Source organism: Mycobacterium sp. NGS49, assembly GCF_059812565.1.
This window is the reverse complement of record NZ_JCALCX010000022.1, coordinates 62,073-76,814: the sequence shown is the minus strand read 5'-3', so window position 1 is coordinate 76,814 and position 14,742 is coordinate 62,073. Positions and strand designations below refer to the sequence as shown.

At 67.0% G+C, this 14,742-nt stretch carries 9 protein-coding genes and 1 riboswitch; all 9 genes read left to right on the top strand.

Going from position 1 to position 14,742, the window contains the following annotated elements; all coding sequences use genetic code 11:
- Window positions 1-88 precede the first annotated feature (88 nt).
- The 9 genes from AC5Y7D_RS21790 (at window position 89) to AC5Y7D_RS21750 (ending at window position 14,685) form a co-directional block, all read left to right on the top strand.
- On the top strand, window positions 89-991 hold the full coding sequence (locus tag AC5Y7D_RS21790) for an ESX secretion-associated protein EspG (RefSeq protein WP_499927598.1): 903 nt from the start codon (window positions 89-91) through the stop codon (window positions 989-991).
- Window positions 992-1,265: 274 nt separating this feature from the next.
- On the top strand, window positions 1,266-2,777 hold the full coding sequence (eccD, locus tag AC5Y7D_RS21785) for a type VII secretion integral membrane protein EccD (RefSeq protein WP_499927597.1): 1,512 nt from the start codon (window positions 1,266-1,268) through the stop codon (window positions 2,775-2,777).
- Window positions 2,755-4,587 (top strand): type VII secretion-associated serine protease mycosin, encoded by a 1,833-nt coding sequence (locus AC5Y7D_RS21780; protein ID WP_499927595.1) that lies wholly within the window; start codon window positions 2,755-2,757, stop codon window positions 4,585-4,587. The genes eccD and AC5Y7D_RS21780 overlap by 23 nt, the downstream gene beginning before the upstream one ends.
- Window positions 4,584-5,801 carry a type VII secretion protein EccE gene (gene eccE, locus AC5Y7D_RS21775; protein WP_499927593.1) on the top strand — a complete coding sequence of 406 codons (1,218 nt, stop codon included), beginning with the start codon at window positions 4,584-4,586 and terminating at the stop codon, window positions 5,799-5,801. The genes AC5Y7D_RS21780 and eccE overlap by 4 nt, the downstream gene beginning before the upstream one ends.
- Window positions 5,798-7,630 (top strand): type VII secretion AAA-ATPase EccA, encoded by a 1,833-nt coding sequence (eccA, locus tag AC5Y7D_RS21770; protein ID WP_499927591.1) that lies wholly within the window; start codon window positions 5,798-5,800, stop codon window positions 7,628-7,630. The genes eccE and eccA overlap by 4 nt, the downstream gene beginning before the upstream one ends.
- Before the next feature lie 569 nt (window positions 7,631-8,199).
- Complete coding sequence (locus tag AC5Y7D_RS21765) at window positions 8,200-9,462, top strand: PPE family protein (protein ID WP_499927589.1); 1,263 nt, start codon at window positions 8,200-8,202, stop codon at window positions 9,460-9,462.
- Window positions 9,463-9,555: 93 nt separating this feature from the next.
- Window positions 9,556-10,767 carry a PPE family protein gene (locus AC5Y7D_RS21760; RefSeq protein WP_499927587.1) on the top strand — a complete coding sequence of 404 codons (1,212 nt, stop codon included), beginning with the start codon at window positions 9,556-9,558 and terminating at the stop codon, window positions 10,765-10,767.
- A 143-nt stretch (window positions 10,768-10,910) separates the two neighbouring features.
- A riboswitch (M-box (ykoK) riboswitch) is annotated at window positions 10,911-11,082 on the top strand.
- A gap of 376 nt (window positions 11,083-11,458) precedes the next feature.
- On the top strand, window positions 11,459-12,661 hold the full coding sequence (locus AC5Y7D_RS21755) for a PPE family protein (RefSeq protein WP_499927585.1): 1,203 nt from the start codon (window positions 11,459-11,461) through the stop codon (window positions 12,659-12,661).
- 716 nt (window positions 12,662-13,377) lie between these two features.
- Complete coding sequence (locus tag AC5Y7D_RS21750; RefSeq protein ID WP_499927584.1) at window positions 13,378-14,685, top strand: PPE family protein, SVP subgroup; 1,308 nt, start codon at window positions 13,378-13,380, stop codon at window positions 14,683-14,685.
- Window positions 14,686-14,742: the final 57 nt, after the last annotated feature.

The window sequence follows — 14,742 nt, the reverse complement described above, 5'->3', positions numbered from 1 at the left end:
CAGGCGCGGCAGCACACCAAATCACTGGTGTGCTGCCGTGTTCTGCAGTTAACTGGAAGTTCTAACGAAAAAGACCTCTGAGGTAGGGATGGATCAACAGAGCACCCGCACCGACATCACCGTCAACGTTGACGGCTTCTGGATGCTTCAAGCGCTGCTGGATATCCGGCACGTGGCACCGGAGCTACGGTGCCGGCCGTACGTATCCACCGACAACAACGACTGGCTCAACGAGCATCCGGGTATGGCTGTCATGCGCGAGCAGGGCATCGTGGTCGGCGACGAGGTCAACGAGCAGGTCGCCGCGCGGATGAGGGTGCTGGCCGCACCGGATCTCGAGGTCGTCGCGCTGCTGTCGCGCGGCAAGCTGCTCTACGGCGTCGTCGACGACGAGAACCAACCCCCAGGTTCCCGCGACATTCCCGACAACGAGTTCCGGGTGGTCCTGGCCCGTCGCGCCAACCACTGGGTTTCCGCGGTGCGGGTCGGCAGCGACATCACCGTCGACGACGTCGTCGTCTCGGACAGCGCCTCGATCGCCGCGCTGGTGATCGACGGTCTCGAGTCCATTCACCACGCCGACCCGGCTGCGATCAACGCCGTCAACGTGCCCCTGGAGGAGATGCTCGAGGCCACCAAGTCGTGGCAGGAGTCGGGCTTCAATGTCTTTTCCGGCGGCGACCTGCGGCGCATGGGGATCAGTGCCTCCACGGTGGCCGCGCTGGGTCAGGCCCTGTCGGACCCCGCGGCTGAGGTTGCGGTGTACGCGCGCCAGTATCGCGACGACGCCAAAGGCCCCAGCGCGTCGGTCCTGTCCCTGAAAGACGGGTCCGGCGGACGTATCGCGCTCTACCAGCAGGCGCGGACCGCAGGTTCCGGCGAGGCGTGGCTGGCTATCTGCCCGGCCACGCCGCAGCTGGTCCAAGTCGGGGTCAAGACGGTTCTGGACACTTTGCCGTACGGCGAATGGAAAACCCACAGCAGGGTTTAACAGCGCCGTTACCAAACACGCAGTGTGACAACATTTCTGAACATAAAATGCGAGCGAGATGCCAAGACGGCATACTGCTCTGGAATAGGTTGCAAACCAATAGCAATACGTCAACCACAACCAATAACCGCGAGGCGAGGCAAATGAAATTGGAGTCAGTCCAGCCGCAGCGCTACCGGGGCTGCAGCGTCGCAGACGCCCCGGCCGGTGCCCTGGCCGAGCCCCACGCGCGGTCAACAACCAATCAAATCGCTATGGCAGGGGGTGCAGGACGATGACCGCAGTAGCTGATGCGCCACAGACTGACATTGAGGGTGTCTCGTCGCCCAGGGCTGTGGTCGTCGGAATCATGGCCGGCGAGGGTGTGCAGATCGGCGTCCTGCTGGACGCCAACGCCCCTGTCTCGGTGATGACCGACCCACTGTTGAAGGTGATCAACGGCCGGCTCCGGGAACTGGGGGAGACCCCGCTGGAGGCCACCGGGCGCGGGCGCTGGGCGCTGTGCATGGTCGACGGCACGCCGCTGCGTGCCACCCAGTCGCTGACCGAGCAGGACGTCTACGACGGCGACCGGCTGTGGATCCGCTTCATCGCCGACACCGAGCACCGGTCGCAGGTCATCGAGCACATCTCCACCGCCGTTTCGGCCAACCTGAGCAAGCGGTTCGCCTCGATCGACCCGATCGTCGCAGTTCAGGTCGGCGCGACCATGGTGGCGACCGGCGTAGCGCTGTCGTCCGGTGTGCTCGGCTGGTACCGGTGGCACCACAACACCTGGCTGACCACGATCTTCACCGCGATCACCGCTGTCCTGGTGCTGGCGGTGGCGGTGCTGCTGTTGATGCGCGCCAAGACCGACTCCGACCGGCGGGTCGCCGACATCCTGCTGATGAGCGGGCTGGTTCCGCTCACGGTCGCGGCCGCCGCGGCACCGCCCGGTCCCGTCGGGTCCCCGCACGCCGTGCTGGGCTTCGGCGTGCTGGCGGTCGCGGCGGCGCTGGCGCTGCGGTTCACCGGTCGACGGCTGTCCATCTACACCGCGATCGTGACGGTCAGCGCGCTGGCGACCATCGCCAGCCTGGCCAGGATGGTGGCGGCCACCAGTGCGGTGACGCTGCTCTCGTGCCTGGTGCTGGCCAGCGTGATTCTCTATCACGCGGCCCCGGCCCTGTCGCGGCGACTGGCCGGCATCCGGCTGCCGGTGTTCCCGTCGGCGACCAGCCGTTGGGTGTTCGAGGCGCGGCCCGACCTGCCGACCACCGTGGTGCGCTCCGAGGGCGGCCCGCCGACCCTCGAGGGCCCGGCATCGGTCCGCGACGTGTTGCTGCAGGCCGAGCGGGCACGGTCGTTCCTCAGTGGTCTGCTGGTGGGCCTCGGCGTGTTGATGGTCGTCTGCCTGACGGCACTGTCCAATCCGCACACCCATGAGCGGTGGCTGCCGCTGCTTCTGGCGGGCTTCTCGGCCGGCTTCCTGGTGCTGCGCGGCCGCTCCTACGTGGACCGCTGGCAAGCCATCACCCTCGCGGCTACCGGGGTGCTGATCATCGCGGCCGTGCTGGTGCGCTATGCGCTGGTGCTTGCTTCGCCGCTCTCGGTGTCGATCAGCGCCGCTATCCTGGTGGCCCTGCCGGCCGCCGGCATGACCGCCGCGGCCGTCGTGCCCAACACCATCTACAGCCCGCTGTTCCGCAAGTTCGTGGAATGGCTCGAGTACATCTGCCTCATGCCGATCTTCCCGCTGGCATTGTGGTTGATGAATGTCTATGCAGCGATTCGATACCGGTAGCCGGCGCTCGCGGCGCGGTCGTGCGATCAGCGCGACCGTCGCCGCGATGTTGCTGACCTCCGGCGCGCTGGCCGGGATGCCACCTGCATATGCGATAGCGCCTCCGACGATTGATCCGGGGGCGCTGCCGCCTGACAGCCCACCGGGGCCGATCGCGCCGATGAAGCAGAACTCCTACTGCACCGAGGTGGGCGTGCTGCCCGGCACCGACTTCAAGGTGCCACCCAAGTACATGGAGATGCTGAACCTCAACGAGGCGTGGCAGTTCGGCCGCGGCGAAGGGATCAAAGTCGCCGTCATCGACACCGGTGTGACGCCGCACCCGCGGTTGCCGCGCCTCATTGCCGGCGGTGACTATGTCATGGCCGGGGGAGACGGGCTGTCGGACTGTGACGCCCACGGCACCCTGGTCGCTTCGATGATCGCCGGGGCGCCCGCCAACGGGTCTTCCCCTCCGCCGGCGTCGCCGCGCCGGCCGGTGACCGTTCCCACCACCGAAAAGCCACCGCCACCCCAGACGGTGACGTTGTCTCCGGTGCCGGGTCCGACCATCACCATGATTCCCGCGCCGCCGCCGTCGCCGTCGGAAGGCGCCGGCCCCGGTCCGGCGCCGGGCCCCGGCCAGGCCCCGTCGGGTAACCGCGGCGGCGGAACGGTGACGATTCCCGGCTACCCGGGCGGCGGGAAGGTGCTTCCCGTCGACTACCCGCGGGGCCCGCACCCGCTGGCTCCGTCGACTACCACCACCACGCCGAGCACATCGGCCCCGTCGAGCACGTCGGGCACGTCGAGCAGCACGACACCGCCGCCGCCGCCCCCGCCGCCGAGTCCCAATGCGGGACCGCCGCCGGACGCCTTCAGCGGCATCGCGCCGGACGTCGAGGTGATTTCCATCCGTCAGTCCAGCCAGGCCTTCGGCCTCAAGGACGCCTACACCGGTGACGAGGACCCTCAGACGGTCGCGAAGATCGACAGCGTCGAGACGATGGCTCGGGCGATTGTGCACGCCGCCAACATGGGCGCATCGATCATCAACATCTCCGATGTGACCTGCATGAGTGCCCGCAACGTGGTCGACCAGCGAACCCTGGGAGCCGCGGTGCACTATGCCGCGGTCGACAAGAACGCGCTGATCGTCGCGGCGGCCGGCGACAGCAGCAAGAAGGACTGCAAGCAGAACACCATCTTCGACCCGCTGTCGCCGAATGATCCCCGCGCCTGGAACGCCGTGACCACGGTGGTGACGCCGTCGTGGTTCAGCGATTACGTCCTCACCGTCGGCGCCGTCGACACCGGCGGTCAGCCCCTGGCGCAGATGAGCATCGCCGGGCCGTGGGTGTCTATTTCGGCGCCCGGGACCGACGTCATGGGGCTCTCGCCCCGGGACGACGGGCTGGTCAACGCGATCGACGGCCCGGATAACACGTTGCTGGTTCCGGCAGGTACCAGCTTCGCCACCGCGATCGTCTCGGGGGTGGCCGCCCTGGTGCGCGCCAAGTACCCCGAACTGTCGGCGTACCAGGTCATGCAGCGGCTGATTCACACAGCCAGACCGCCCGCCCGGGGCGTCGACAATCAAGTCGGTTACGGTGTGATCGACCCGGTCGCGGCATTGACATGGGATGTCCCGCAAGGGCCGCCCCAGGCTCCTAAGCAACTCTCGGCGCCGCTGTCGCTGCCGAAGGCGCCAACGCCGCGCAACATGGCGCCGGTGTGGGTGGCCACCGGGGGCTTGGCTGCGGCATTACTGATAGGCGGAGCAGTGTTCGGTACAGCGTCCTTGATGCGACGATCGCGGAAACAACGATGAAGGCCCAGCGCAAGTTAGGTTTGTCCCTGTCCTGGCCGCGGGTGACTGCGGTTTTCCTGGTCGACATCCTCATCTTGATACTCGCCAGCCACGCCCCGGATTCCTGGCAGGGTGAGAACCGGGTGGCTTGGTGGGTCGGGGTGGGCCTCGCGGTCCTGGTGGCGTTGCTGTCGATCGTCAGTTATCACGGCATCACGGTGGCCTCTGGGGTGGTCGCCTGGCTGTGGGATTGGTCGGCCGATCCCGGCACCGCCCTGGGCGCGGGATGTACGCCCGCGGTCGACTTCAAGCGCCGTTTCGGCCGCGACACGGTCGGGGTGCGCGAGTACCGCGGCCAGCTGGTCGCCGTGGTGGAGGTCGACGGCGGGAACAGCGACCCGTCGGGCCGGCATCGCCATCGAATCGGTTCGATGCCGGCGCTGCCGGTGGCCGCCGTCGCGGATGGCTTGCGCCAGTTCGACATTCACCTCGATGGCATAGACATCGTGTCCGTGCAGGTGCGTGGCGGTGCCGCAGCCGCCAAGGCCTCCGCCTCGCTCGAGGAGTGGCAGCCCGAAGGCTGGGGCGCCAACGAAACCGGGGGGGAGCGCCCCGCCGCCGACCGTCGTCGCACCTGGCTGGTGCTCCGGATGAATCCGGAGCGCAACATCGCTGCCGTGGTGTGTCGTGATTCGGTCTCGTCGACTCTGGTGGCCGCCACCGAACGGCTGGTTCAGGACCTGGACGGGCAGACCTGCGCAGCCCGCCCGCTGACGGCCGACCAGCTGGCCGAGGTCGACTCCGCGGTGCTTGCCGACTTGGAACCCACCTGGAGCCGTCCCGGCTGGCGACACCTCAAGCACTTCAACGGTTTCGTGACCAGTTTCTGGGTGACGCCGTCCGATATCGACTCCGAGACGCTGGAAAGCCTGTGGCTGCCAGACGCACCGGAGGTGGGCGCGGCCGTACTCACCATACGACTGACCACGCGGGCCCGACGGCCGCAGCTGGCGGCGTTCGTGCGATACCACAGCGAGTCCCGGCTGCCCAAAGATCTGACGACGGGGCTCAATCGCCTCACCGGACGCCAGCTGGCCGCGGTGCGCGCGAGTCTTCCCGCGCCGTCTTCTCGCCCGCCGTTGGCCGTACCCGGCCGCGACCTGCGCGACCACGACGAGCTGGTGTTGTCAATCGGTCACGAGCCGGAGCACGCAACCAGCTCAGCAGCACAATGACCCGCGCGCAGTCCGCCGCCGAAGACGCCCGTAACGCCATGGTCGCCGGACTTCTGGCTTCGGGCATTTCGGTCAACGGACTGCAGCCGAGTCATAACCCGCAGGTGGCCGCGCAGATGTTCACCACCGCCACCACGGTCGACCCGGGCATGTGCGATGCCTGGCTGGCACGGATTCTGGCCGGTGACCAGAGCATCGACGTGCTGGCCGGCGCGTGGGCGGCGGTGCGGACCTTTGGGTGGGAAACCCGCCGGCTCGGCGTCACCGACCTGCAATTCCGCCCGGAAGTGTCCGACGGGCTGTTTCTGCGTCTGGCCGTGACCAGCGTGGACTCGCTGGCGTGCGCGTATGCCGCGGTACTCGCGGAGAACAAGCGCTATCGGGAAGCGGCCGAGCTGCTCGACTCGACCGAACCTCGGCACCCTTTCGATGCGGAACTGGTGACCTATGTGCGCGGCGTCCTCTACTTCCGCACCAAGCGCTGGCCAGATGTGCTGGTGCAATTTCCCGAAGCCACTCCTTGGCGGCACCCCGAGTTGAAGGCGGCGGGTGCGGCGATGGCCACCACCGCGCTGGCGTCACTCGGTGTTTTCGAGGAGGCCTTCCGGCGCGGGCAGGACGCCATCGAGGGCGACCGGGTGCCGGGCGCGGCCAACATTGCCCTGTACACCCAAGGCATGTGTCTGCGGCACGTCGGCCGCGAGGAGGAAGCCGTCGAACTGCTGCGCCGGGTGTATTCGCGCGACGCGAAGTTCACCCCGGCGCGCGAGGCACTGGACAACCCGAACTTCCGGCTGGTGCTGACCGACCCGGAAACGATCGAGGCACGCACGGATCCCTGGGACCCGGACAGCGCACCGTCGCGTGCGCAGGCCGAAGCCGCCCGCCATGCCGAGGAAGCCGCGAAGTACCTGGCCGAGGGCGATGCCGAGCTCAACGCGATGCTCGGCATGGAGCAGGCCAAGCGCGAGATCAAGCTCATCAAGTCGACCACCAAGGTGAACCTGGCACGCGCCAAGATGGGGCTTCCCGTCCCGGTGACGTCCCGTCACACCTTGTTGCTGGGGCCGCCCGGTACCGGCAAGACCTCGGTCGCACGGGCGTTCACCAAGCAGTTGTGCGGCTTGACCGTGCTCCGTAAGCCGCTGGTGGTGGAGACCAGCCGCACCAAGCTGTTGGGCCGCTATATGGCCGACGCCGAGAAGAACGCCGAGGAGATGCTCGAAGGCGCACTGGGTGGCGCGGTCTTCTTCGACGAGATGCACACCCTGCATGAGAAGGGCTACTCGCAGGGCGACCCGTACGGCAACGCAATCATCAACACCCTGCTGCTCTACATGGAAAACCATCGCGACGAGCTGGTGGTGTTCGGCGCCGGGTACGCCAAGGCCATGGAAAAGATGCTCGAGGTGAATCAGGGCCTGCGGCGGCGCTTTTCGACTGTCATCGAGTTCTACAGCTACACACCCGAGGAATTGGTCGCACTGACCGTGCTGATGGGCCGGGAGAACGAGGACGTCATCACCGAGGAGGAGGCGTCGGTGTTGTTGCCCTCCTACATCAAGTTCTACAACGACGAGACCTACTCCGAAGACGGCGACCTGATCCGCGGTATCGACATGCTCGGCAATGCCGGCTTTGTCCGCAATGTGGTGGAAAAGGCGCGCGACCACCGCAGTTTCCGGCTCGACGACGAAGATCTCGATGCGGTACTCAACAGTGACTTCAACGAATTCACCGAAGCGCAGCTGCGCCGATTCCGCGAGCTGACCCGCGACGACCTCGCAGAAGGTCTGCATGCTGCGGTCGCGGAGAAGAAGAGCCAGTAGCCCGCGCCGGTTTTCCCCGCGACAGCTAACATTTCCGCGCTGCCCGCACGGCACGCCGAACGGGTTGTGTCTAACTCGCTGCCGCTGAAGCCTTCGCCCGATACGCTGTGTGCACTCGAGCTAGGACGACGGGGATGAGCGCACCTGGCAAATGTCGCCGGGCCATTCATCCTTCAGTGTGCAACCACGGTGGCGCTCCCGTGTGCCCCGACGGTGACGGGAGGTGGTGCCGCACTGAATCAATCGGTAATGACTGCACGAACTCGCTGACCATTTCTTCCCGATCCGGTCGCGGCGCTTTCCCGCCTCATGGCTGGCGCAACTATCGACGTGCGGTGCCCACGGTGTCCACCATGGCGCCCGCGCTCTCGGCAGCACCCCGACACCGCCTCAGCGGCCAAGGCCCCTAGCTGGGTCGGACTGTTCCTTCAGAAGGAGAAGTCCGATGTCCCTGTCCACCACGCGCCCAGCGTCGCCGGGAGCGCCGGCAGATGCACGCCGAATAGCTTGCGCTGCAAGACTCTTCGCCGCCCACACCCTCATCGTGACCGGCTGAGGAGGTGGCGGCAATGGACTTTGGCGCATTACCACCAGAAGTCAACTCGCTGCGGATGTATTCCGGGCCCGGCTCGGCACCGTTGCTGGCCGCTGTGGGGGCCTGGGAGCGACTGGCCGCAGAACTACAGTCGACCGCTGCCGGGTATGACACGGTGCTCTCGATACTGACAGACGATGGATGGTTGGGGCCCGCTTCGGAAGCCATGCTGGCCGCCGTCACGCCGTATCTGGCCTGGATGAGCCGCACCGGCGCGAAGGCCGAGGAGGCAGCCACCCAGGCCGCAGCGGCAGCCGCGGCCTACGAAGCGGCCTACGCGATGACGGTGCCTCCACCGCTGGTGGCGGCCAACCGCGCTCAGCTTCAGGTGCTTGTCGCGACCAACCTGATCGGGCAGAACACCGCGGCGATCGCCGAGACCGAGGCCGCCTACGGCGAAATGTGGGCTCAGGACGCGGCGGCGATGTACGGCTATGCCACCAACTCCGCGTCGGCCTCCTCGCTGACACCGTTCAGCGCACCACCGCAGGTCACCGATCCGGGCGGGCAGGCCGGGCAGGCGGCGGCGGTCACCCAGGCGGCCGGCAATGCGACCGGCAGCTTGACCCAATCAGAGCTGCCGCAGCTGATGACGTCGGTACCGTCGACGCTGCAGGGTCTTTCGTCGCCGGCCGCCGCGATCGACGCGATCCCGGGTGCCGACCTGCTCGCCGACATCCTGAACTTCCTGGACGGCAACGACGGCAATCCGTACGGGATCTTCCTGAACTCCAGCCTTGTGAACGGCTTCGTGTCGGCGGGATACATAAGCCCCGCCGTCGTCGTACCGGCCGTGTGGGCAGGGATGGCGGACATCAATGCGGTGGCACTCGGGTCCCAGGGCAGCGCCCTGCCACCGATGGGCTCCGGCGAAGGAAATCCGACATGGATACCCGCGGACTCGCCGGACGGTCCCATGGGCATTCCCACCCTGGGAGATGTGGCCGAGATCTCGGCGGTTACCCGCGGCGTGACGGCCGGGACGAACGAGGCCGCGCTGGTCGGACGCATGTCGGTGCCACAAAGTTGGATCGCCGCGACGGCGGTGGTCAACCATGCCGGCGCGGCGAACCCTGGCGGCGGGTGGACCAGTACCGCTGCGGCGCCGGAGGCAGTTGCAGGCGTGCCCGGTTTTCCGGGCATGCCGGCGCCCGGCATGTACGGGCACAGCTTCGCCAATCCTCCGCGCTACGGAATCCGGCCCACCATCATGGGGCGACCGCCCGCCGCTGGATGACAGGGGGGAGGCAACCGCGACCTCGGCGATCGGTTCCGCGTGGCACGCGGCTGCCGAGGCCGACACATCGGTTGGTGGAAGGAGGTGCTGACATTGGATTTCGGAGCGCTCCCACCTGAAGTTAACTCGCTGCGCATGTACACCGGGCCCGGTTCGGCACCGCTGTTGGCCGCAATGACGGCCTGGGCCGAAGTCGGCGCGGAATTGCGTTTGGCCGCAACGGCATACGAGTCGGTGATAACGACGTTGGTCAGCGACGGCTGGCTTGGACCGGCGTCGGTGACGATGACCGCTGCGGTCGCCCCGTATCTGACGTGGATGAGTGCGACAGGCCTGCAGGCCGAACAGACCGCCGGCCAGGCCGCAGCCGCGGCGGCGGCCTTCGAGGCCGCGTTCGCGCTCACCGTCCCGCCGACGGTGGTGGCTGCCAACCGCGCACTACTACTCGCATTGGTCGCCACCAACTTCCTGGGCATCAACGCGCCCGCGATCGCGGCCACCGAGGCCGAATACGCCGAGATGTGGGCCCAGGACGCGACGGCGATGTACAGCTATGCCGCCAGTGCCGCAGAGGCTGCGACGCTGACACCCTTTGCCGAACCGGCACAGACCACCAGCCCGGACGGTGCGGCCGGACACGCCGCGGCCGTCGCTGAGGCAGCCACGTCGACGGCCACCGGCCTCACGCAGACGGAACTGCCGCAGTTGATGTCCACAGTGCCGGCGGGCCTACAGCAGCTGGCGTCTCCGGCGGCGGCCTCACCCTTCGACAACATCCCACAGACTGGTCTGCTCGCGGACATCCTCAACTTCCTCGACGGCAACGACGGCAACCCCTACGGCATCTTCCTCAACTCCAATCTGGTGAACGGGCTCGTTTCGGCCGGTTACACAGCTCCCGGACTGATCATGCCCGCGGTGACTGCCGCGCTGGCCGACGTCAACGCGCTGGTCGAAGGCGGCGAGGAGGTCGCCGCTCCCGCGGCGGACGCCGGTTCCGCGGCGGCCGGCCTCACCGGAGCTCAAAGCGGCCCGGGGGGAGTTGCCGCCGGTGCCAACCAAGCGTCCTTTGTCGGGCGCTTGTCGGTGCCGCCGGCCTGGACGGCCGCGGCCGAGACTGCGGAGAACTCCGCCGTGACGGCGGCCGGCGTCAGTCCTCCCGGCGCAGCGGTACCGCAAGCCGCCGCAGGCATGCCCGGTGTACCCGGCATGCCCATGGCCGGCTCTTACTCCCGGAATTGGGGCAACGGTCCCCGGTACGGCTTGAAGCTGACGATCATGCCACGGCCCGTGTGCGCGGGATAAATGCGCGGCGCGATAGCGCGTAGACGCCGGACGGCACGAATAAGTGGTCTATTGCTACCCCATTCGCGGCATTCACAAATTGCCACAAATTGCGCGGTGCGGTGAGTTGACTCTTGACGTCGCGAGTGCCACGATGAACTTTGCATGCACCTCGCTAGGTGAGGCGTCTGCACGGACACAGGCCACTGACCTCGAACGTCGAAAGACGCCCAGGGTCAGGACAGCTCTTCCCGGCTTAAGGGTTGAGCCCAAGTGGCTTCCGACCTCGGTCGGATACGCCGTGTGGTGCCAAAGCTCTGACGAGAGAGGTGCCGACTCAGCAGGTTCCCTGTTGGGTCCTCATCTCAGTGGCGTGCGACCGGCATCCCCGTGTGCCCTGGCCCCGAGGAGGTGAGAGCGGAGTGAGTCCTGGCGATAAACCCTATCCGAGATCGATGACCATTTCGTCTCGATCCGGCCCGGGCGCTGTACACGTAATCTGATTCGGCCCTGCCGGCCATTATCTACGCGCATTAGTTTTGCGGCAGCGCGAAGTCCTGCGTGCCAAAAATAGCTTTCGCAGAAACTGTGTTTTCTGCTGCCCGAAACCGAATCATTCCCGCCAAAGAAATGCCGGTGTCCCTCGGCGGACACCACGAGGTCCTGAAACCGGGATCAGCACCACAGTCAGTAAGTCCGGGAGGGGCGACCGATGACTGCCATGTTGGATTTTGCCGCACTACCACCCGAGATCAACTCCGGGCGGATGTACTCGGGTCCGGGCTCCGGCCCGATGCTGGCCGCGGCGGCCGCCTGGAACGGGCTGGCCGCGGAACTGCGCGCTACCGCGTCGTCCTACGACGCCGTGCTCGCAGCGTTGACCGGCGAGGAGTGGTTCGGTCCGGCGTCGGCGTCGATGGCTGCCGCAGCCATGCCCTACGTGGCTTGGATGAGCGTGACAGCCGCTCAGGCCGAACAGACGGCCGCAAAGGCCGAGGCCGCCGCGGGCGCCTTCGAGGCGGCATTCGTAGCGACGGTGCCGCCACCGCTGATCGCAGCCAATAGGGCTCAGTTGGCGGTGCTGGTGGCCACCAACATCCTGGGGCAGAACTCACCCGCCATCGCGGCCACCGAGGCCCAGTACCTCCAGATGTGGGCGCAGGACGCGGCGGCCATGTATGGCTACGCCGCTGCTTCAGCGGCTGCAACGCAGTTGAGCCCGTTCGCGGGTCCGCAGGAAACCACCGACCCCAGCGGATTGGCCGCCCAAGCGGTCGCCGTCGACCAGGCCGGCGGCGCCGCGGCGGCCAGTCAGCAGGGCACCCTGTCACAATTGATCTCCGCCGTGCCCAACACACTGCAGGGCCTCTCGGGATCCACTGGCGGAACCGGGGTTTCAGAGGTCAAGGATATTCTGCTCACCGCGCTGGGGCTCAACGGCTGGCAGAACTTCGTGGACGTCTGGGGGCCCAATGCGAACATCTGGAACACGATCACGTCGACCGGCACGTTCACCCCGGGCGCCACGGTCGGCACTCTTTCCAGTCTGTTCGGCGCTTCGGCGTTAACGGATGTGGCCGGGGCAGCCCAGGAGGCGCTGCCGAGCGTAACCGGTGCGGCGGCAACAGCGGGTTCCCTCGATGCGGCCGGTGGCCTGCGCGGGCTGGCCGCCGTGGGCAATGCCGGGATCGTCGGCAAGCTCTCGGTGCCGCCGGCGTGGACCGCGGCCGCGCCGCTGCCGGGTCAGCTGCACTCGGCATTGGGGGGTACGCCGATGATCGGCCCGCCGCCGGCTGGCGCCTCCGGAATGCCCGGAATGCCGTTGGGTAACGTCGCCAGCCAACCTTTCGGCCGAGCGGTCCCACAGTACGGCTTCCGCCCCAACTTCGTTGTGCGGCCGCCCGCCGCGGGCTAGCGGCACGGCTACCCCGGGCAACCAGCTGCGGACGCTGCCCCTTTCAGCAAACCGCCAGCAATCAGGCAGTCGCGTTACAGGCGTTCTTGGCTGCCGTTCCCTAACGTCTTACCTAGGTTGACGTTAGGAGTACACGTGGCGACGGGCGGGCCTGCACTGGGCGGCCTGCCGGCTCGCAGCGGCGACCGGGCCGGTGTCGCCGCGAGGCGCAGAGTCTGGCGGTTGGTGAGGACCGGCTACCCGTAGGCATGCGCCGGTGGAACAAATGGTGAGCACAAGCCGGTACGGCAGTGCTCGAAACCCTGAAATACTTTAAGGTCGCGCGTCCGGAATTTGCCGCCGCCGTTGCCGTCAGGGCATTCAATTGATGGTTCACGCTCCCTGTAAATTCAGTGTTGCGGTGCATATACATGCCTACATGGAAAATTGCTGCGTCAGCATCATTACGACCGCTGGCTGCGGGTTTCAATTTTTGCGAACATAGCTGGCTGCAAATATTCACACGCCTCGATGACCCGCAGAGAGGTCTTGTTTACCTTTCGATTACACGACGGGAACTCGAAGACAATACGCGCCTCGAGAATAGAGTGAACAGACAGGGGGGTCTGGAAACCGGAAAGCAGTACTGAAACTTGCCGGAATTTTCAGCCAGGAACTCAAGATCGGCCGTCATCGATTACCTGGGCGGTCGTCACGGGGATAAAGAGGTAATACGTATGGATTACGGGGCGCTGCCACCGGAGATCAACTCCGGTCGCATGTATACCGGTCCCGGAGCGGGACCGCTGTTGGCCGCAGCGGCCGCCTGGGATGCGCTGGGCGCCGAATTGCACTCCACCGCAGCGGCTTACGCGTCCGCGATCGAGAACTTGACCGCCGGGGCCTGGCATGGTCCGGCTGCGATCGCGATGGCGGCGGCGGTCGAACCCTACGTGGCCTGGATCTCGGCCACCGCGGCCCGGGCCGATCAGGCGGGCGAGCAGGCCAAAGTAGCGGTTGGCGCATACGAAACCGCTTTTGCCGCAACGGTTCCGCCACCGGTGATCGCGGCCAATCGCGCGCTGCTGCTGTCGCTGATCGCCACCAACATCTTCGGCCAGAACACACCGGCCATCGCAGCGACCGAAGCGCAGTACCTTCAGATGTGGGCACAGGATGCCGTGGCGATGTACGGCTACGCCGCAACTTCGGCAAGCGCAACACAATTGACGCCCTTCACCGAGCCCCCGCAAACCACCAACGCCTCGGCGGCGCCCTTGCAGGCGGCAGCGGTGTCGCAGGCTACCGGGGCGTCTACCGGATCGGACGTGGCGACTCAGCTATCGCAATTGGTCTCGTCCGTGCCCACCGCGCTACAGAACCTCGCGACAACCGTCGGGGCGTCGCCGACGACCGGGTCCACCTCGTTATTGCAGGGACTTGCCCTACCGCAGATCGCCACCGCATCGCTGCCGCCGTGGCTTGTGACGGATCTGGCGAACTGGAACACCATCATGGCAACCCTCACCGGCCCGTTCTCACTGCAAGGCCTGACGTCCATCCCGGGCGGACCGTTCCTGTCCTTCGGGCAGGTCTATGCGTACGCCCAGAACGGTCAGGGCTTGGCATCCTTCTTCGCACCCCCACAGCCGGTCACCGGGGCGCTTGCGCCAATCGCGGAGTCGATCACGCCGCACCTGACGAGCGCGGGCTCGGTCGGCGGGGCGGCCTCCGGGGCGATGGGACGCGCTGCGCTGGTGGGTGGCTTGTCGGTTCCGCAGGGCTGGACCACCGCAGCCCCGGCCATCCGGACGGTCGCCGCGACCCTGTCCGCCAACTTGGCGGCGGCCCCCGCGGCCACGCTCAGCGCGGAGTCCGGGGTGTTCGGTCAGATGGCTCTGTCAAGCCTGGCGGGACGTGCGCTGGCGGCCACCACTACCAGCTCTGGAAGCGGTGGCGCGGCGGCGGCAGCACTCGGCGGCGTGGTCGCGGAGGCCGACCCCGCGGCGGCGATGATTTTCGTCCTGCCGGCGCTGGAGGATTGACCGGCATGGATGCAACGAATCCTCCGCCGGCGCAGGCGTTTCGCACGTTTCCTCGAG